Source organism: Stenotrophomonas sp. SMYL86 (assembly GCF_036320025.1).
GTDB classification, from domain to species: domain Bacteria; phylum Pseudomonadota; class Gammaproteobacteria; order Xanthomonadales; family Xanthomonadaceae; genus Stenotrophomonas; species Stenotrophomonas maltophilia_A.
The window spans coordinates 44269-62221 of the sequence record NZ_JAWIRU010000010.1; the positions used below are offsets into that span (position 1 = coordinate 44269).

Sequence of the window (17953 nt, forward strand, 5' to 3'; positions counted from 1 at the left end):
CGATGTCCGCCCGTTTTCCGCTGTTCCCGCGTTGCCTGTACAGGACGCACGCATGATCCTCGACCTGGTCCGCCATGCCGGCAACGGTCGCGATGAGTTCCTCGATGGCCGCAGCGATCCACCGCAGCTGGCCCGCCTGCCGCAGGAACTGGTCGACGCCTACGCTGCGCAGCCCTGGGAGCGGGTGATCAGTTCGCCGCGGCTGCGCTCGCTGCACACGGCGATGGCCCTGGCCACGCCGCGCGGGCTGGACGTGGAAGCGGACGAGGAATGGGAAGAGCTGGATTTCGGCGATTGGGACGGGCAGTCGCTGTTCGACCTGCCGGAGGACGCATTGGCGGCCTTCCATGCCGACCCGCATGCATTCCCGCCGCCGAACGGCGAAAGCTGGGGCCACTTCGAGCGGCGCATCGCGCGCGCGCTGGATCGCCTGCTGGATGATGACGATCCGGTGCCGACGCTGGTGGTCAGCCACGGCGGCCCGCTGCGCATGGTGCTGTCACAGGTCTGCGGCCTGCCGATGTCGCTATGCTGGGCCCTGCGTATTGACCACGGCACACGCCTGCGGGTGTGGCTGGAGCGCGGCGAGGTCGGGCTGGTGGGCGAACTGCTGGAGCTGCAGCAGCCCTGACCGCACTCGCCGGGCATGACCCGGCGCTACCGATCCCGCATCACAGTGGTAGTGCCGGCCGCTGGCCGGCATCCCCAGGAACGCGGAGGCCTCAATCCTCGTCCGCGCGCTCGGCCACGCTGTCCTCAGCGTCGTCGTCAGCATCGAAGTGCTGCTCATGCACCGGGCCCGAAGCGGGGCCGGCCGCCTTCAGCGGATGCGCAGCGATGCGCGCTTCGTAATCCTGCACCAGCGCCTCACGCTGCGGCTCGCTCAGTTCCTGCCAATGGCAGTCCAGCAGCGCGCCTTCCAGTGAATAGAGCAGGTTCAGGCTGGGCTTGAAGCCGGCGCGCTTGACCTTGACGAAGGCACCGACCGCGCCGATCGCAACCAGATCCTCGCGGCTGCGCAGGCCGACCTGACGCAGCCACGCCGCACTCTTCGGGCCGATGTTGCGCAGCTTCGGTGCGCTCATCCCAGCGCCTCGACGAACACGCGGGCGATGGCTTCCAGGCCGGCCTGGTCGTCGGCATCGAAGCGGCCGACTTTCGGGCTGTCGATGTCGAACACGCCGATCAGTTCATCGCCGCGCAGCAGTGGCACCACCAGTTCCGAACGCGAGGCCGAATCGCAGGCGATGTGGCCGGGGAAGGCATCGACGTCCTCCACGCGCTGGGTCACGCGCTGGCTGGCGGCGGCACCGCACACGCCCTTGTCCAGCGGGATGCGCACGCAGGCCGGCAGGCCCTGGAACGGGCCGACCACCAGTTCCTTGCCGTCGTACAGGTAGAAGCCCACCCAGTTCAGGTCGGGCAGAGCGTGATAGACCAGTGCGGAGAGGTTGGCCGCGTTGGCGATGCGGTCGGACTCGGCGTAGACCAGGCCGCGGGCCTGTTCCAGCAGCTGGGCGTATTGTTCCGGCTTGCTGCCGGTAAGCGAGGCATTGGCGAACATGCCCGCAGTCTAGCAAGCGCGCCGGGCCGGCGATAATGCAGGCTCTGTTGCCCCGCTGGAGCTTATCGATGCCGTTGCCCGCCACGCTGCCGCCTGCCCTGTTCGTCACCGGCACCGATACCGAGATCGGCAAGACCGCGGCCAGCACCGCGCTGCTGCATGCACTGCGCCGGCGCGGCCTGCGTGCAGTCGGCATGAAGCCGGTGGCCAGTGGCAGTGAGGATCTGGGGCAGGGCCTGCGCAACGAGGACGCGCTGGCGCTGCAGGCGGCCAGTTGGCCGGTGCCGGACTATGCCGACCTGAATCCGTACGCGCTGCGGCAACCGCTGGCGCCGGAGCTGGCCGCTGCCGAGGATGGCGTGCAGGTGGAGCTGGCACCGATCGTGGCCGCGTTCGAACGTCTGCGTGCGCAGGCCGATGTCGTGGTGGTGGAGGGTGTTGGCGGTTGGCTGGCGCCGGTCTCGACCACGCTGGACCAGCTTGACCTGGTGCGTGCATTGCATCTGCCGGTAGTACTTGTGGTCGGCATGCGGCTGGGCTGCGTCAACCACGCACGGCTGACTGCGCAGTCGCTGCAGGCCAGCGGCGTGGAGTGCCTGGGCTGGATCGGCAACCACATCGACCCGGTGATGCAGCGCCAGGATGAGAACATCGCGACGTTGCAGCAGCGCCTGCCGATGCCGTGCTGGGGGCGGCTGCCGTATCTGCCGGGAGCGGATGGCGAAGCACTGAGCGCGTACCTGCTCGAGTGACCCTGGGTAGTGCCGGCCGCTGGCCGGCAACTGCATCCACCCGGCGATCCCGAGGTTGCCGGCCAGCGACCGGCGTTACCGTGCCGCAGCCGCCAGCTCCTTCGCGATCGCACCGAGCCGCTCCACCGCACCGATGAAGCGCGCATCCAGCGTCTGGCAGCACGACAGCCGCAGGCAGTGGCGATAGCGCGCACCACGTGAATACACCTGGCCGGGCATGAACACGATGTCCTCTGCCAGCGCACGCTCGAACAGCTCACGCGTATCCACGCCCGGCAGTTCGAGCCACAGCAGGAAGCCGCCCTGCGGCTCGGTGGCACGGGTGCCGGCCGGGAAGTGTTCGGCCACCAGCTGGCGCAGCCGTCCCACCTGTTCGCGGTACAGCCGGCGCATGCGATGCAGGTGATGCTCGTAGCTTCCGGCTTCCAGATACGCCGCCACCGCATCGCCGAGCAGTTGAGGCTCGCCACCGGTGGACTGGAATTTCAGCAGCGCGATGCGCTCGGCGAAGCGGCCGCCATCCAGCCAGCCGATACGGTAATCCGGCGCCAGTGTCTTGGAGAACCCACCGACCACCATCACCCAGCCATCGCGATCGAAGGCCTTCAGCAAGGGCGCCGGCGGTTCGCAGAACTGCAGCTCGGCGTACACCGCATCCTCGATCAGCGGCAGTTGCCGTGCGTTGACCAGTTCGGCCAGGCGTTGCTTGGCGGGTGTCGGCATGGTGCAGCCCAGCGGATTGTGCACGGTGGGCATCACCACCAGTGCGGCCAGCGGCGTGTGCTCCAGCAGCGCATCCAATGCGTCGACATCCAGCCCGTGCTGCGGGTGGGTGGGCAGCTCGATGGCCTGCAGGCCGAGGTTGGCCAGCAAGGGGTAGAGGTTGAAGTAGGACGGCGCCTCGATGCCGACCGCGTCGCCGGGCTGGGTGACCGCGCGCAACGCCAGCTGCAGGGCCTCCATCGCGCCGTGGGTCAGCAGCAGCCGCTCGCTATGGGTGTGCAGGCCCATGCGTGGACCGCGACGCACGATCTGCGCCAGCAGCCTGGGGGAGCCGTTTGGGCGCGCGTAGGTTTCCACTGTCTGCTGGCCGTGGCGCAGCACCTGCGCGGTATGCCGGGCCAGCTGCGCGCCCGGATAGAACTGGCGACCGCGCGGACCGGCGAAGGCCAGGTCGATCACTCCGGAGCGACGTTGTGCCTCCAGCACGCGCGCCATCAACACCTGCTGCAGCGGCGCGGTGGGCGCAGACGGCGTGTCGCGCAACGAACGTTCCGGCACCGACAATCGCGGCGCCACCTCGAAGCCGGCCTTGGGCCGCGGAATGACCAGGCCGGCGTCCTCCAGCTGGCGATAGGCCGCGATCACCGTGTTCAGGCTGAGCCTTCGCTGCAGGGCCATCTGCCGCAGTGAAGGCAGGCGGCTGCCGACCGGGAGACGTCCGCCGTGGATGGCCTCGGCCAGTTCGTCGGACAGCCGTTGGTAGCGGGGTGGGATCATCGCGCTCTGGTCATCTGTATCCATCGAACTTCCCACCATCTGGTTCTGTACCCATGATGATGGCGAGCCTAGCATGTCGTTGTCGGACGGGCCTGATCGGGGCACGGCCGATACTTCCCAAGCGCACGGCTGGATGGCCGTGCGTCTTTTTTTGGAGGTGGTACCGGCCGCTGGCCGGCGATCCCCAGATCCGCAGGAGCCGGCCAGCGGCCGGCACTACCCGGGTCGTTACCGCATCGGCACCAGTGCCGCGTCGCGCCGGTACAGCGCCGGGAACTGCTTGCCCAGTGCGGCCAGCTTCGGTGCGTCGTAGTAGCGGATGTAGGCCGCCTGCGGGTAGTTCGTCATGTAGTTCTGGTGGTAGCTCTCGGCCGGGTAGAAGCGCTGGCCGCTGACCAGCTGGGTGACGATCGGTGCGCGGTAGCTGCCGGCCTGGCCGAGCTGGGCGATGTAGGCGCGGCTGGCCGCCTGCTGGCGTGCGTCATCACTGAAGATCGCCGAGCGGTACTGGCTGCCCTGGTCCGGCCCCTGCCGATTGAGCTGGGTCGGGTCGTGCACCACCGAGAAGAACACCTGCATCAGCTGGCCATAGCTGACCTGGCGCGGGTCGTAGTCGATCTTCACCGCCTCGGCATGACCGGTCTGGCCACCGCTGACGCGCTCATAGCGCGCATTGGCCGCGCTGCCACCGATGTAGCCGGACACCGCATTGCTCACGCCTTTGACGTGCTGGAACACGCCCTGCACGCCCCAGAAGCAACCGCCGGCGAACACCACGCTGGCATGGGTGGCGTCATCGCGGAACGCGGCGTCGCCGCTGGGCGCCGGTAGTGCCTTGGCCTGCGCGCTGGCTTCCAGCGGTGCCGCGACTGCGCCGTGGTCGACCAGCAGCACGCCAGCGATCAATGCAGTAGCTACCAAGCCGGCGACACCGGCGGCGATACCTTGTTCAAAAGAGAGTTTCATCGTGTGCTCCCGTTTCAACCGAAGGTGAAGGCATAGGCCTGCACGCCCGCATCGAGAAATTCGATCTCGAAGCGATGCGGGCCGACCGCGCCGTGCTGGCGCACCAGCTGGTACAGGCGGTGTTCGTTGACCACGCCGCTGCCATCGGCGCCGACATCGCTGCCGGCATCGGCGGCAGGCAGCGGCTTGCCATCCAGCCAGACGCGGAAGCGCACTGGCTTGCCGTCCTCGTTCGGTGCCAGCACCAGGTGCAGGTCACGTGCGTGGAACTGGAATGCGATGCGGCCACCGGCCTGCTGCAGCTGTGCGGCCTCGTCGGTGACGGTCCAGCGCCCGGACAGTCCCCATTGGTTCAACGCCAGAGTGGTGGGCAGCGTGTAGTCGAACGCGGTGTCGCTGCGCTGCCCGCCGGGCGAGGCGAACTGCTCGGCGCGGGCGTGGCCCAGGTAGGTTTCCGGCGAACGCAGGTTGCCCATGTCGGCCTGCACGGCCACGCCCTTCAGGTCGGCGGCAGCCGGATCGGCCGGTGGTGGCAGGTTGGTCTGCCCGGCTTCGGTCAGCAGGCGACGGATCATCTGTTCCGAGCGCGCATAGTTGCCCTCGCCGAACTGGTGGCCGCGGATATTGCCCTGCGCGTCGACGAAGTACTGCGCCGGCCAGTAGCGGTTGTTGAACGCGCGCCAGATCGTGTACTGGTTGTCGAGCGCCACCGGGTACTCGACCTTCAGCTGCTGCACCGCCTTCATCACGTTGCGTGGGTCACGTTCGAAGGCGAATTCCGGCGTGTGCACGCCGACCACCACCAGGCCGTGGTCGCGGTAGCGGTGTTCCCATTCGTGCACGAACGGCATCGCGCGCAGGCAGTTGATGCAGGAGTACGTCCAGAAATCGACCAGCACCACCTTGCCGCGCAGCTGCTGTGCACTCAGCGGCGGGCTGTTGAGCCAGCCGGTGGCACCGTCCAGCGCGGGCAGGGTGCCTTCCACCGGCAGCGGTGCATCGGCACCTGCATTGGCGCCGGCCATCATCATCATCGGTGGTGCCGCCGGCTGCGCGCCGGGTACTGCGTCCAGCAGGCTTTGCTCGATGCGCGCGGTGCTGACCGTCGAAAGACGGGTCAGCAGGCCGGTATCCCAGCCGAGGCCGATCGCTACGACGGCCAGCAGTGCGGCTACGCCCAGCACCTTGCGCAGTACGTCACCCAGGCCGAGCCGCGCCTGCAGCGCACGGAACACGCGGCCGCCGACCCACACCGCCAGCGCCAGCGCGGTGATCGCACCCGATGCATAGGCAAGCAGCAGGGTGCTGGTACCGACGCTGGCGCCATGCAGGGCAGCACCGGTCAGCACCAGGCCGAGGATCGGCCCGGCGCACGGTGCCCACAGCAGGCCGGTGGCGATGCCGATCAGCAGCGAGGTCCACGCGCCGCCGTGCCCCGCGGCATCAGCGGCATCGGCACGCGCGCTCAGGCGTGCACCCACACGCTGGAACGGCGCCAGCAGATGGTCGGCCAGCCGCGGCCAGAGCAGGGCGACCGCGAACAACGCCATCAGCAGCAGGGCGATCCAGCGTCCAACCTGGTTGGCCTGCGCCACCCATTGGCTGCCCACCGCGGCCAGGCTGGCGACCACGGTGAAGGTGAGCGCCATGCCCAGCAGCAACGGCAGCGTGCTGCGCAGGAACGGGCGATCGGCACGCGCGAACACGAACGGCAGCACCGGCAGGATGCAGGGGCTGAGCAGGGTCAGCGCGCCCCCGAGGTAGGCAAGCAGCAACAGCAGCATCGTCAGGCTCCGGAAGCAGGGGAAGAACCGACCGGCACCCGCCAGCCGTCGGCAGTGCCATCAGTGGCACCGGGAACGAACACCATCGCCGCACCGTTCATGCAGTAGCGCAGCCCGGTCGGGCGTGGCCCATCGTTGAACACATGGCCGAGATGGCCGCCGCAGCGGCGGCAATGCACCTCCACCCGCAGCATCCCGAAGGTGACGTCGCGGTCTTCGCCGATGGCGTTGTGCAGCGGTGCCCAGAAGCTGGGCCAGCCGGTGCCGCTCTCGAACTTGGTGGACGAGGAGAACAGCGGCAGTGCACAGCCGGCGCAAGCGAAGGTGCCCTGCCGATGTTCCTTGTTGAGCGGGCTGCTGTACGGGCGCTCGGTGGCCTGCTGGCGCAGCACCGCGTACTGCGCCGGGGTCAGCTGCTGGCGCCACTGAGCATCGCTGCGCATGACCTCGAACTGTCGCGACGGACGCGCTTCGGCGGCGGCCGGGGCGGCGCGGCTGCAGGCCCCCAGGCCGAGCAGGCCGGCGGCGGTGGCAACACCGCCCAGGCCCAGCAGATGGCGGCGGGAGAGGGACATGGCGGACTCCGGGAAGGGGCGACGGGGCCATGCTGCGCCCGCCCGGGTCAACGAATCCTCACGCAGGATTCAATTTTTCGTGAGGTATCGGCGGCCGTCCCGCGCCACAATGCAGCCAGCCTCCCCACTGGCCCCGAGCTGCCGATGTCCACCAAACGCGTGCTGATCGTTGAAGACGATGCCCACATCGCCGACCTGCTGCGCATGCATCTGGGCGATGAGGGTTACGACGTCGCCCATGCCGCCAGCGGCGATGCCGGCCTGCGCCTGCTCGAGCAGGACGGCCCGTGGGATGCACTGGTGCTGGACGTGATGCTGCCCGGCGTGGATGGGCTGCAGGTGTGCCAGCGTGCACGCGCGATGGCGCGCTATGTACCGATCATCATCATCAGTGCACGTGGCAGCGAAACGCAGCGCATCGTCGGCCTGGAACTCGGCGCGGACGATTACCTGGCAAAACCTTTTTCGATGCCGGAACTGGTGGCACGGGTGCGCGCGCTGCTGCGCCGCGCCGAGGCGATGGCGCAGAGCGCGCGCATCGATGCCGGCGCGATCGAGCTGGGTGGGCTGCAACTCGATCCGGTCGCGCGTACCGCCTCGGTGGATGGCAACGCGCTGGAGCTGACGCCGCGCGAGTTCGATCTGCTGTTGTTCTTCGCCCGTCATCCGGACCAGGTGTTCGCGCGCATGGAACTGCTCAACCAGGTCTGGGGCTACCAGCACGATGGCTACGAGCATACGGTCAACACCCACATCAACCGCCTGCGCAGCAAGATCGAACCCGACCCGGCGAACCCGCGGCGATTGCTGACGGTGTGGGGACGCGGCTACAAGCTGGTCGATCCGGCCGGGGCGGCGGCATGATCAAGCCCAACCTGTGGCAGAAGCTGGCGGTGGTGATCGCCGCGCTGATGCTGATGTGCTGCATGGCGTTGCTGGCACTGCAGATGCGCGCCAACACCCGCCATGAGCAGGAAGTGGTGCAGCGGCTGTCGCTGGGCCTGGCCGAACACATCGCCCAGCGCAGCGAACTGATGGACACCAGCGGCATGCGCGATGCGGCGGTGCGTGCGCTGTTCGGCCAGCTGATGGCGGTCAATCCCAGCGTCGAGGTCTACCTGCTGGACGACCAGGGCCGCATCCTCGGTCACGATGCGCCCAGTGGTCATCTGGTGCGAAACAAGGTGGACGTGGCACCGCTGCGCCGCCTGCTGGCTGGTGCGCCACTGCCGATCCTCGGCGATGACCCGCGCAGCGCCGATGGCCGCAAGGTGTTCAGCGCCGCACCATTGATCGTGCAGGGCCGGCCGGCCGGCTATGTATACGTGGTGCTGGTCGGCGAGCACCGGCAGATGCTCGCCGACGATCTTGCCGCGGGCAGCCAATGGAACACCACGCTGTGGTCAGTCGTGCTGGTGGGGGGCCTCGGCCTGTTTGCCGGGCTGGTGGCGTTCTACTGGGTGACGCGTCCGCTGCGGCGCCTGACCCGACGCATCCAGGCGTTCGACATCGACGCGCCGACCCCACTGCCGCCGCCGGAGCCACTGCGGCCCGGTGAGCGCGATGAACTGGTGATCCTGGAACACGCGCATGCGCAGATGGCGCAGCGCCTGGGGGAGCAATGGCAGCAGCTGCGCCAGCAGGACCTGCAGCGGCGCGAACTGGTGGCCAACATCTCGCATGATCTGCGCACGCCGTTGTCGTCGCTGCACGGCTACCTGGAAACGCTGGCGCTGAAGGACGCCACGCTGTCCCCGGACGAGCGCCGCCGTTACCTCGGTATCGCGCTGGCGCAGAGCGCCAAGGTTGGTCGGCTGGCGCGCGCGCTGTTCGAGCTGGCGCGGCTGGAGCATGGCGAAGTGCGTCTGGAGTGGGAAGTGTTCGCGCTGCCGGAACTGCTGCAGGACGTACTGCAGAAGTTCGAGCTGGCCGCGCAGGCGCGCAACCAGCACCTGCACGCCGCGTTCCCGCCCGGCCTGCCGCTGGTACGTGCCGACCTGGGCCTGGTCGAGCGCGTGCTGACCAATCTGCTCGACAACGCGTTGCGGCATGCGCCCGAGGGTGGCCAGATCGAGGTGCGCCTGCGCGCGACGCAGGACAGCGTTGAGGTGAGCGTTGCCGACGATGGCCCCGGAGTAGCTCCCGCGTTGCGTGCGCAGCTGTTCCAGGCGCCGGCCGCGCTGGGCGCGCGGCGCGGCGATAACGGCGGGCTGGGCCTGCTGATCGTGCAGCGCATCGTGCAGCTGCATGGCCGCCGCATCGAACTGCGCGACAGTGAGCAGGGCGCGCTGTTCGTGTTTGCCCTGCCGCGCGCGGAACCGGCGGTCTAGCAGGTCGTCTCGCTCTCCACGGCACCGCCGCTTTCCAGCGGCAGGTGCAGGCGGATGCAGGCACCGCCCAGCTCCGAATCGGTCACTTCAACGTGGCCGCCATGCTTGTCGGCCACCACCTGCACCAGTGCCAGGCCGAGACCGAAACCGGGGCTGCCCGGGTCCAGCCGCACATAGGGTTGCAGCACCTGGCCGCGCAGTTCGGGCGCGATGCCGGGGCCGTCGTCCTCCACCTGCAGGCACAGCCAGCCGTCGTTGACCGTGCTGGCGATACGGATCTGCCGCCGTGCGTAACGCAGGGCATTGCCGAGCAGGTTGCGCAGCGCCAGTTCCAGCATATGCCGGTTGACGTTGACCAGGCCTGCTGGCGACAGCGCCTGCTGTACCGGCAGCGGCAGCGGTGCGAACTGGGCCACCACGCCACGGACCAGTGCCGCCAGCTGCAGGCGCTGGCGGGTCAGCTGATGGCAGCGGCCCAGCGCGGCGTACTCGACGCCGGCATCGGTGAGGTGCTGCAGGCGATCGACGTCGGTGCGCAGGCCACCCAGCGCATCGCGCTGGATCTCGTCGAGTGCGGTGTCCTCCAGGTCGGCCAGGCCGAAGCGCATCCGCGCCAACGGCGTGCGCACTTCATGCGCGACCGCCTGCGCCAGCACGCGCTGGCTCTCCAGCAGCTGCTGCAGCTGCTCGGCCATGTGGTTGAAGGCATTGGCCAGCGGCCGCACCAGCGCGGTGCCGGCACGCGGCGCACGCGTATCCAGCTGGCCGTCGCGCATCTGCCGCGCCGCCTGTGCCAGCTGCGACACATCGCGCCACAGGCGGTAGACCATTACATACATCGGCAGCGCCACGGCCACCATCAGGATCAGCAGCAGGATCGCCACGCCGGACACTTCGCTGTCCTGCCAGCCTTCCTCAGGCAACGCTTCATCCAGTGGCCCCAGCATCACGGCATAGTCGCTGTCGCCGATCCGCTGCAGGCTGCGCATGTGTTCCAGGTCGATCTGCACACGGCCGTTGTTGAACGGCGGTCGCTGGCTGGCCGACAGCGCTTTCTCCGCCTCGGCCAGCGGCACCATTCGCAGGGCATAGGCGAAGTCGGCGTCGAGCCCTCGTGCCAGCGCCGGCCACTGGTCACGTGGTGTTTCCGCGAAGCGTTGCTGCAGCAGCGCATGGGTGCCACGCATCTCGGCCAGCAGGCTGGCTTCGGTGCGGTCTTCCAGCAGCGCATCCCAGGCCCACAGGCCCAGCACGATCAGCAGCAGGTGGGCGACCAGGAAGCCGATGCCGTAGCGCAGGAAGTGGAAGGCGTGGCCGCGCATCGCCGAGTGCGTGCGCTTCATCCCCATGCCGAGCGGCTGAACAGGTAGCCGCGTCCACGGACGGTCTTGATCCGCTCCGGTTGTTCAGGGTTGTCGCCCAGCTTGCGGCGCAGGCGCGAGATGCGCGCATCGATCGAACGGTCCAGGCCGTCAAAGGCGATGCCACGCAGGCCGCGCAGCAGCGCATCGCGGTCCAGGATCTGGCCGGCGTTGCTGGCCAGCAGGAACAGCAGGTCGAACTCGGCCGTGGTCAGCTCCAGCAGGCCGCCCTGCAGGTGCACGTTGCGGGTGGACGGGTCGATGTTCAGCTCGCCGAAGCGCAGGCTGCCGTCGCGCGGTTCGACCCGGCGATGGCGGCGCAGGTGGGCACGCAGGCGGGCGAGCAGCACCCGCGGTTCGATGGGTTTACCGATGTAATCGTCGGCCCCCAGCTCCAGTCCCAGCACCTGGTCGATGTTGTCGGTGCGGGCGGTCAGCACACAGATGATGCCGTCATAGTGGGGCCGGATCTGCCGACACACTTCGAAACCATCCTGGTCGGGCAGGCCGACATCGAGCAGGACCAGGGCCGGCTTCTCGGCCAGGATCCGGGCCACCGCGCGCTCACCACTGCGCTCATGGGCTACCTGATAGCCATGCCGCTGCAGATAGTCGCTGACCATCGTACCCAGGCGGGCATCGTCTTCAACCAGTACGATATCCAGCATTTTCAAGGCCTCCGTGGGCGCAAACGTACCGCCACGGCACGAGCGCGGCGATGCTATCCCAGCCTGCGGGCCGCCCGGGTCCCGGGGGCGGGCGCCATTCAGCCGGGGTTGCTGGCGCTCGGGCCGGGCCTCAGGCCTGGCAACAACTTGACGTCCAGCATAGCTTGTTGCCGTTACAAAACGTTACCTTCGTGATACGTCTGGTGACCATCGCTGACAGCAAAGCGACTGACGCGGGGCAGGTGGGGCGCCGAGCATGGAGTCTCCTCCGCTCCGCGTGCCGTTCCCATGTCGCTCGCCGCCCCCTGCCTGCTGAACCCGTCCCGCCGCTGCCGCTGCGGAGGTGCCCGATGAGCGGCGTGGTCGGGGCCTGGTTGCCGCCCGCCGAGGACGAACATCTGCTGCAGCAGCTGGCGCCGATGCTGCGCGCCCTGCAGCAGCGTGGCCGGGGCCGCATCGGTTACTGGACCGACGCCGAGGCCGGCCTGGCGCTGGGTCACTGCCGGGCGCCGACCGATACCCCGCTGCAGCCGCTGAGCTCGGACTGCGGCCGTTACGTGTTGTGCCTGGACGGCCGCCTGTACAACCGCGCCGACCTGCAGGCGCAGCTGCGCGAGCTGCCACGCAGCTGCAGTGACGCCCGGCTGCTGCTGCAGGCGATCGTTGAATGGGGCGTAGAGCGGGCGCTGTCGCGCATCGAGGGCGCCTTCGGTTTCAGCGTCTGGGACCGTGAGTCGCGAGCGTTGTGGCTGGCGCGTGATCCGGTGGGCGAGCGGCCGCTGTATTACGGCTGGTTCCAGGGCCAGTTCCTGTTCGCCTCGGAAATGAAGGCGCTGCAGGCCTTCGCCGGTTTCGCGCCGAGCATCGACCAGGATGCGCTGAGCCTGCTGCTGCGCCACGACTATGTGCCGGCGCCGCACACCATCTACCGGGGCATCCACAAGCTGGTGGCCGGCGCAGTGCTGCGCGTCGATCTGGATGACCACGCTGCCGGCGGTTCCAGCCAGGCGGCGGAAGGGGGCGCGCGCTACTGGTGCGCACGCGATGCGATGCAGAGTGCGCTGCAGGAACCCCTGCAGCCGGCGCCGAGCCTGGAACAGGCCACCGACCAGCTGGAAGTGGTGTTGCAGAAGGCGATCGCGGCACGCATGCATTCGCCGCTGGCCTGCGGTGCGTTCCTGTCCGGCGGCACCGACTCGTCGCTGGTGACCGCGATGATGCAGGCGCAGTCGACGCTGCCGATCGAGGCCTGGACGGTCGGCTTCGACGATCCCGGCCACGACGAAAGCGATTGGGCCTCGCAGGTCGCTCGCCACTTGGGCGTGCAGCACCATCTGCACCGGATGGATGCGCGCCAGGGCCTGGACCTGCTGCAGCGCCTGCCGCAGGTCTGGTGCGAACCGTTCGCCGACGCCTCGCAGCTGCCGACCCTGTTGGCCAGCGAACTGCTGGGCGCGCGCAAGCCGGTGGCGCTGACCGGCGACGGTGGCGATGAACTGTTCTTCGGTCATCCCAGCTATGGCCGGGCGCTGCGCAATGCACGGCTGTGCGGTGGCCTGCCGGACTGGGTGCGTGATCTGGCGCGACGCAGTGGCAACCGCATGAACGTCGAACGTGGCCGCCTGGGCGGTTGGCGTGCGCTGGTGGCCGAGGTTGCCGCCAACGATGTGGAAGGGCATTACCTGCAACGTGTCACCCGCTGGCGGCAGCCGGCGCAGGTGGTGCTGGGCGCACGTGAGCCGATGACGATCTTCCAGCAGCAGGACACCGCGCTGCCGGCCGAGGCGCGCATCCAGCTGTTGGATTTCCGCATGGATCTGGCCGAGGGCATCCTCGCCAAGGTCGATCGTGCGGGCATGGCGGCGGGCGTGGAGACGCGTGCGCCGTTGCTGGACATGGAAGTGGTGCGCCTGGCCTGGCGCCTGCCGCAGCACCTGAAGTACCACGACGGTGAGCACAAGCGGATCCTCAAGCACCTGCTGGCGCGCTACCTGCCGGAACCGCTGGTGTACCGCCCCAAGCGCGGTTTTGGCCCGCCGATGGCGCGTTGGCTGGCGGGCCCGCTGCGCGATTGGGCGGAGGCGCTGCTGGACCCGCAGCTGTTGCGCAACCAGGGGTGTTTCGATGTTGCGCGCGTGCGCGGTATCTGGGAGGCGTTCCTGCGTGGCGAGCGCAAGTGGCACACGCACCTGTGGAACGTGCTGATGTTCCAGGCGTGGCACCAGCATTGGCACGGTGGTCGCGGGCGCTGAGCGGTTTCTGCATCGCGTGTGGCGGGTTCAATCTGTGCGGCGCAGGGCGGATGCCCTTGCGTGCGAATGTCCTCCGGCGCCGGCCTGTGGCCGTCGCCTCCCCCTTTACTTCGCACGCAAGGGCATCCGCCCTGCGTTCGGAGTTCGTCGGCGCCTCCTTGAAAGTCGCCCGCGCGCGTTGCGCTCTCCTCACCGCACGCCGAGCCTCGTCGGGGGGGGCAGGGGTCTGGGCAAAGTAAAGGAGGAGGTGACGGCCAACGGCCGGCGCCGGGGGACATTTGCCCAGCCCCCTGCCTGCCCCGGCGGGGCCCCTCAGCTCGCAGGGAATCCAGGCGAAGAAGCGCTCTTCAATCCAGACGCCAGGCAAAAAAAGACCCGGCAGAGGGAGGGATCTGCCGGGTCCGGATTGCGTGGGGGGAGGGACCCACGCAATGAGCGTTGCGTCGCGTCAGTGGTTGTTCGCGTCCGCCGTTGATTCGTTGTAGCCCTGCACCAGTTCGGACCAGGCCTTGCCGGCCTGCAGGCCGAGCCCGACCACGTCCTGCTGGGCCTGGCCGAGCCGCTGCAGGTTGTCCTGCCACAGCTGTGCGCCCTTGTTGAGCACCCCGGCCGCGTCGTCACTGCGGGCCAGCTCGCCGAGCCAGCCGCCGGTCGCGGTCAGGTTGCGCTCCATCGCCTTCAGCTGCACCCCGAACATGCTTTCCGCGTTCTCCAACGCCAACCGGTTCGCGCGCGTTGCCGCGGCGGCGAGCTGGCGGGTGGCATCACTGAAGCGATCGCTGAAGGCGGTGGCCATGGGGGCATCAGGGAGTGGCTTGACGCAGTGCAGCATACGCCGTTGATGCGGCAATGCAACAAAAATAACAAAGGCGCCCACGGCGCCTTTGAAACACCTTTCAGATCAATGGGTTGATCAGGCCGTCGGGCCGCGGTAACGGCAACCCGAGGTGCAGGTTTCGTGCACGGTGATCTCGCTCAGCGCCGGCAGGCTCGGCTTGAGCTCGTTCCAGATCCACACCGCCAGGTTCTCGCTGGTCGGGTTCTCCAGGCCGGGGATGTCATTGAGGTAGTGATGGTCCAGGCGGTCGTAGATCGGCTGGAAGGCCGCCTTCACGTCGCCGAAATCCATGATCCAGCCGGTCTGCGCACCCGGCTCGCCCTCGACCTTCAGTTCCACCCGGAACGAGTGGCCGTGCAGGCGCGCGCACTTGTGCCCCGGCGGCACGTTGGGGAGGCGGTGCGCCGCCTCGAGCATGAAGACTTTGAAGATTTCCATGACGCGATTGTACGCCGCAGGTGGCCGGCCAGCCTGAGCGGATGTTGGACTTTCGTGAAGCAAGTCTTTCCATCCGGATGAAGAGATGATAGTTTCTCTTATATCCGTATGAAGAGATGTTATTGGCCGGACCCCGGCCAGGCATGGACTACTGCGGAACTTCGTCGCCCTTACCACCTCCCCCACATCGTCATGCCCAAGCACACCCTGCTCGTGGCGGCCCTGGCCGTCGCTCTGGCCGCGCCTTTGTCCGCCGCCGCCGAAACCTCCGCCGACGCCAGTGGCGAAGCCAGCACCCTGGCTGCCGTGCGCGTCACCGGTTCCAACATCAAGCGCACCGATACCGAGGCCTCCAACCCGGTGCAGGTGATTGGCCGCCAGCAGCTGGAACAGACCGGCAAGGCCACCGTGGCCGATGTGCTGCGCTCGATCTCGGCGAACACCGGCAACGCCAGCAACGAAACCACCAACAACGGCTGGGCCTCCGGCTCGGCCGGCATCGGCCTGCGTGGCCTGTCGCAGAAGAACACGCTGGTGCTGCTCAACGGCCGTCGCCTGGCCAACTACGGCTTCCCGGCCGGTGGCCTGTCCGACACCTTTGTTGATCTCAACGCGCTTCCGCTGGTCGCGGTCGAACGCATCGAAGTGCTCAAGGATGGCGCCTCGGCGGTCTACGGCTCCGACGCCGTGGCCGGTGTGGTCAACATCATCACCCGGCAGAACTTCGAAGGCGCCGAGATCGGCGGCAGCTTCGGCGGCGCCGACCAGGGCGGCCTGCACGAGCAGAACCTGAAGTTCGTCGGCGGCCTCGGTGATCTCGATACCGATGGCTACAACATCCTCTTCAGCCTGCAGGGCTACAACCGCGAACGCCTGGATCAGGACGAACGCAACCTGACAAAGAGCGGCATCTACACCGACAAGCCCGGCGGCCGCTGGAACGGCTGGTCGGCCAAGGGCGCGCGCTACCTGGTCAACGGCGTGTCGGTGCCGATGCTCGATGCCAACGGCAACTGCCCGACCGGTACCACCCGTGTTGCCAGCGCGCCGATCGACGGCCTGGCCGGTGATACCTGCGGCTTCAACCAGGCGCCGTTCACCACGCTGATCCCTTCGACCAAGCGCTACCAGGCCTATGCCAATGGCACCTTCCGCCTGAACGACAACGTCGAAGCCTTCGGCGAAGTGCTGTACAGCCAGATCAAGAGCACCGCATGGTTTGGCAGCAGCCCGTTCTTCACTCTGGAGAGCGGCCGCTTCGCACTGAACGCGGACAGTGGCCTGGCCGAGCCGGTGTCGTCGCTGCTGCCGGCCAGCAACCCGTACAACCCGTACGGCCGTGCGATCCCGATCGAGTACACCTTCTTCGACCTGGGCGGCACCCTCAAGACCAATCGCTCCACCGCTTACCGCGGCGTGCTCGGCCTGCGTGGCACCACCGCGAAGTGGGACTGGGAAGTCGCAGCGTTCGGCGCGCGCAGCAGCGAGCGCGAGAGCGTCTCTGGTGGCTTCGCCAACCGCTGGGCGCTGGCCGATGCGCTGGCCACCGGCAGCTACAACCTGCTGAACCCGGCCGCCACGCCGCAGTCGGTGCGCGACTCGATCAACATCGCCACGCTGCGTCCGGCCGAGTCCAAGCTGCAGGGCATCGATGCGAAGATTTCCGGCAGCCTGGGCCATACCTGGGCCGGCGAGATCGGATTCGCCGCCGGTGCCGAGTGGCGCCGCGAGAAGCTCGATTCCAACAACCCGTGGCAGATCGACGCCGGCCTGCAGGTGCGCCCGGCCATCGCCGAAGTGCACGGCAAACGCCAGGTCAGTGCGGCCTACGCCGAAGTGAACGTGCCGCTGGCATCGACGCTGGAGCTGTCCGCTGCCGCGCGCGCCGATCACTACGATGATTTCGGCGATGCGTTCTCGCCGAAGATCGGCCTGCGCTGGCAGCCGCTCGACTTCCTGCTGGTGCGTGCCTCGGCGTCGAAGGGCTTCCGTGCGCCGTCGCTGTCGGAGAACTCCAACAGCACCAGCATCGCCTACGGCAGCGTGGTCGATCCGCGTGACCCGGACGTGCCGGGCTCGCGGCAGAACCCGACCTTCTTCACCGTCGGCAACAACGAACTGAAGCCCGAGCGCACCAAGAGCGTGAACTTCGGCGTGGTGCTGTCGCCGTGGGCCAACACCAACCTGAGCGTGGACTACTACCGCATCCAGCTGGACAACCTGGTCGGCACCAACAACACCCAGACCCTGGTCAACGACAACGTGGCCGGCGCCGTGCAGCGCGATGAGCGCGGCAAGCTGCAGGCGGTCTACAACCGCTACCAGAACCTGAGCGAGCTGAAGACCTCGGGCATCGACGTCGAGCTGCGCCAGCGCATCCCGACCGCTGCGCTGGGTGACTTCACCGTGTCCTCGGCCTACACCCACGTGCGCGACTACCGTCGCCCGACCGTGGTCGGCGGCCCACTGGTGGACTACGCCGGCAGCAACCTGGGCGCAACACTGCCCAAGGACAAGGCCACCACCACGCTGGACTGGAAGTACGGCGACTTCAACGCAGCCGTGACCTGGTACTACACCAGCAGCTACCGCCAGGAAGCCAGTACCGCCGCCAAGGCCGTGCAGCAGCGTGTCGGCAGCTACAGCCAGTACGACCTGTACCTGGCCTACACCGGCATCGACAAGCTGACCATGTACGCCAAGGTGCAGAACCTGGCCGACAAGACGCCGCCGTACGACGCCTCGTTCCCGGGCATCCGCGCGCCGTACGACTTCAGCCAGTACGACCTGCGTGGCCGCTACTTCACGCTGGGCTTCGATTACCGCTTCTGATCCATCCGCCGCGGCCGGTCACCTGAAGGGACCGGCCGCGCGACTGTCTGCCGGTGTGTGGCAGGGGCGTCCTCGGGTCCGTGCCACGGGGGG

At 68.2% G+C, this 17953-nt stretch carries 16 protein-coding genes; 6 read left to right on the top strand and 10 right to left on the bottom strand.

Going from position 1 to position 17953, the window contains the following annotated elements; genetic code table 11:
• The first annotated feature begins 52 nt into the window (after positions 1-52).
• A complete protein-coding gene (locus tag V3B64_RS12520; RefSeq protein WP_032128728.1) occupies positions 53-631 on the top strand; it encodes a histidine phosphatase family protein in 579 nt (192 codons plus the stop codon).
• Positions 632-722: 91 nt separating this feature from the next.
• Here the strand turns inward: V3B64_RS12520 and V3B64_RS12525 are convergent, their stop codons facing one another.
• Complete coding sequence (locus V3B64_RS12525) at positions 723-1085, bottom strand: TfoX/Sxy family protein (RefSeq protein ID WP_329914210.1); 363 nt, start codon at positions 1083-1085, stop codon at positions 723-725.
• Positions 1082-1564: a GAF domain-containing protein gene (locus tag V3B64_RS12530; RefSeq protein WP_005407940.1), complete on the bottom strand. Its 483-nt coding sequence runs from the start codon at positions 1562-1564 to the stop codon at positions 1082-1084. The genes V3B64_RS12525 and V3B64_RS12530 overlap by 4 nt, the downstream gene beginning before the upstream one ends.
• 68 nt (positions 1565-1632) lie before the next feature.
• On the opposite strand from V3B64_RS12530, the gene bioD reads away from it, so the two are divergent.
• Complete coding sequence (gene bioD / locus V3B64_RS12535) at positions 1633-2316, top strand: dethiobiotin synthase (protein ID WP_134951882.1); 684 nt, start codon at positions 1633-1635, stop codon at positions 2314-2316.
• 75 nt (positions 2317-2391) lie between these two features.
• Here bioD and V3B64_RS12540 read toward each other — a convergent pair whose 3' ends face one another.
• From V3B64_RS12540 to msrB, 4 genes are all read right to left on the bottom strand, one after another.
• Positions 2392-3840, bottom strand: coding sequence for a PLP-dependent aminotransferase family protein (locus V3B64_RS12540; RefSeq protein WP_121504804.1), 1449 nt, complete (start codon positions 3838-3840; stop codon positions 2392-2394).
• A 204-nt stretch (positions 3841-4044) separates the two neighbouring features.
• On the bottom strand, positions 4045-4782 hold the full coding sequence (msrA, locus tag V3B64_RS12545) for a peptide-methionine (S)-S-oxide reductase MsrA (protein WP_121504805.1): 738 nt from the start codon (positions 4780-4782) through the stop codon (positions 4045-4047).
• A 14-nt stretch (positions 4783-4796) separates the two neighbouring features.
• On the bottom strand, positions 4797-6566 hold the full coding sequence (locus tag V3B64_RS12550; protein ID WP_329914211.1) for a cytochrome c biogenesis protein DipZ: 1770 nt from the start codon (positions 6564-6566) through the stop codon (positions 4797-4799).
• 2 nt (positions 6567-6568) lie between these two features.
• Positions 6569-7141 carry a peptide-methionine (R)-S-oxide reductase MsrB gene (msrB, locus tag V3B64_RS12555; RefSeq protein ID WP_049424854.1) on the bottom strand — a complete coding sequence of 191 codons (573 nt, stop codon included), beginning with the start codon at positions 7139-7141 and terminating at the stop codon, positions 6569-6571.
• A 144-nt stretch (positions 7142-7285) separates the two neighbouring features.
• On the opposite strand from msrB, the gene V3B64_RS12560 reads away from it, so the two are divergent.
• Positions 7286-8005, top strand: a complete 720-nt coding sequence (locus V3B64_RS12560; protein WP_014035866.1) for a response regulator transcription factor — start codon at positions 7286-7288, stop codon at positions 8003-8005.
• On the top strand, positions 8002-9471 hold the full coding sequence (locus V3B64_RS12565) for a HAMP domain-containing sensor histidine kinase (RefSeq protein WP_121504807.1): 1470 nt from the start codon (positions 8002-8004) through the stop codon (positions 9469-9471). Before V3B64_RS12560 ends, V3B64_RS12565 begins: the two co-directional genes overlap by 4 nt.
• Here the strand turns inward: V3B64_RS12565 and V3B64_RS12570 are convergent.
• Both V3B64_RS12570 and V3B64_RS12575 read right to left on the bottom strand, forming a co-directional pair.
• Positions 9468-10814: an ATP-binding protein gene (locus V3B64_RS12570; protein WP_121504808.1), complete on the bottom strand. Its 1347-nt coding sequence runs from the start codon at positions 10812-10814 to the stop codon at positions 9468-9470. The genes V3B64_RS12565 and V3B64_RS12570 overlap by 4 nt on opposite strands.
• Positions 10811-11500 (bottom strand): winged helix-turn-helix domain-containing protein, encoded by a 690-nt coding sequence (locus tag V3B64_RS12575; protein ID WP_010484092.1) that lies wholly within the window; start codon positions 11498-11500, stop codon positions 10811-10813. Before V3B64_RS12575 ends, V3B64_RS12570 begins: the two co-directional genes overlap by 4 nt.
• A gap of 350 nt (positions 11501-11850) precedes the next feature.
• Between V3B64_RS12575 and asnB the strand changes: the two genes are divergently transcribed.
• Positions 11851-13752 carry an asparagine synthase (glutamine-hydrolyzing) gene (gene asnB, locus V3B64_RS12580; protein WP_121504809.1) on the top strand — a complete coding sequence of 634 codons (1902 nt, stop codon included), beginning with the start codon at positions 11851-11853 and terminating at the stop codon, positions 13750-13752.
• Between the two features lie 448 nt (positions 13753-14200).
• On the opposite strand, the gene V3B64_RS12585 is transcribed toward asnB, so the two are convergent.
• Complete coding sequence (locus tag V3B64_RS12585) at positions 14201-14548, bottom strand: phasin family protein (RefSeq protein ID WP_100437947.1); 348 nt, start codon at positions 14546-14548, stop codon at positions 14201-14203.
• Positions 14549-14665: 117 nt separating this feature from the next.
• Complete coding sequence (gene queD / locus V3B64_RS12590; protein WP_005407953.1) at positions 14666-15028, bottom strand: 6-carboxytetrahydropterin synthase QueD; 363 nt, start codon at positions 15026-15028, stop codon at positions 14666-14668.
• 192 nt (positions 15029-15220) lie between these two features.
• Between queD and V3B64_RS12595 the strand changes: the two genes are divergently transcribed.
• Positions 15221-17860 carry a TonB-dependent receptor gene (locus tag V3B64_RS12595; RefSeq protein WP_329914212.1) on the top strand — a complete coding sequence of 880 codons (2640 nt, stop codon included), beginning with the start codon at positions 15221-15223 and terminating at the stop codon, positions 17858-17860.
• Positions 17861-17953: the final 93 nt, after the last annotated feature.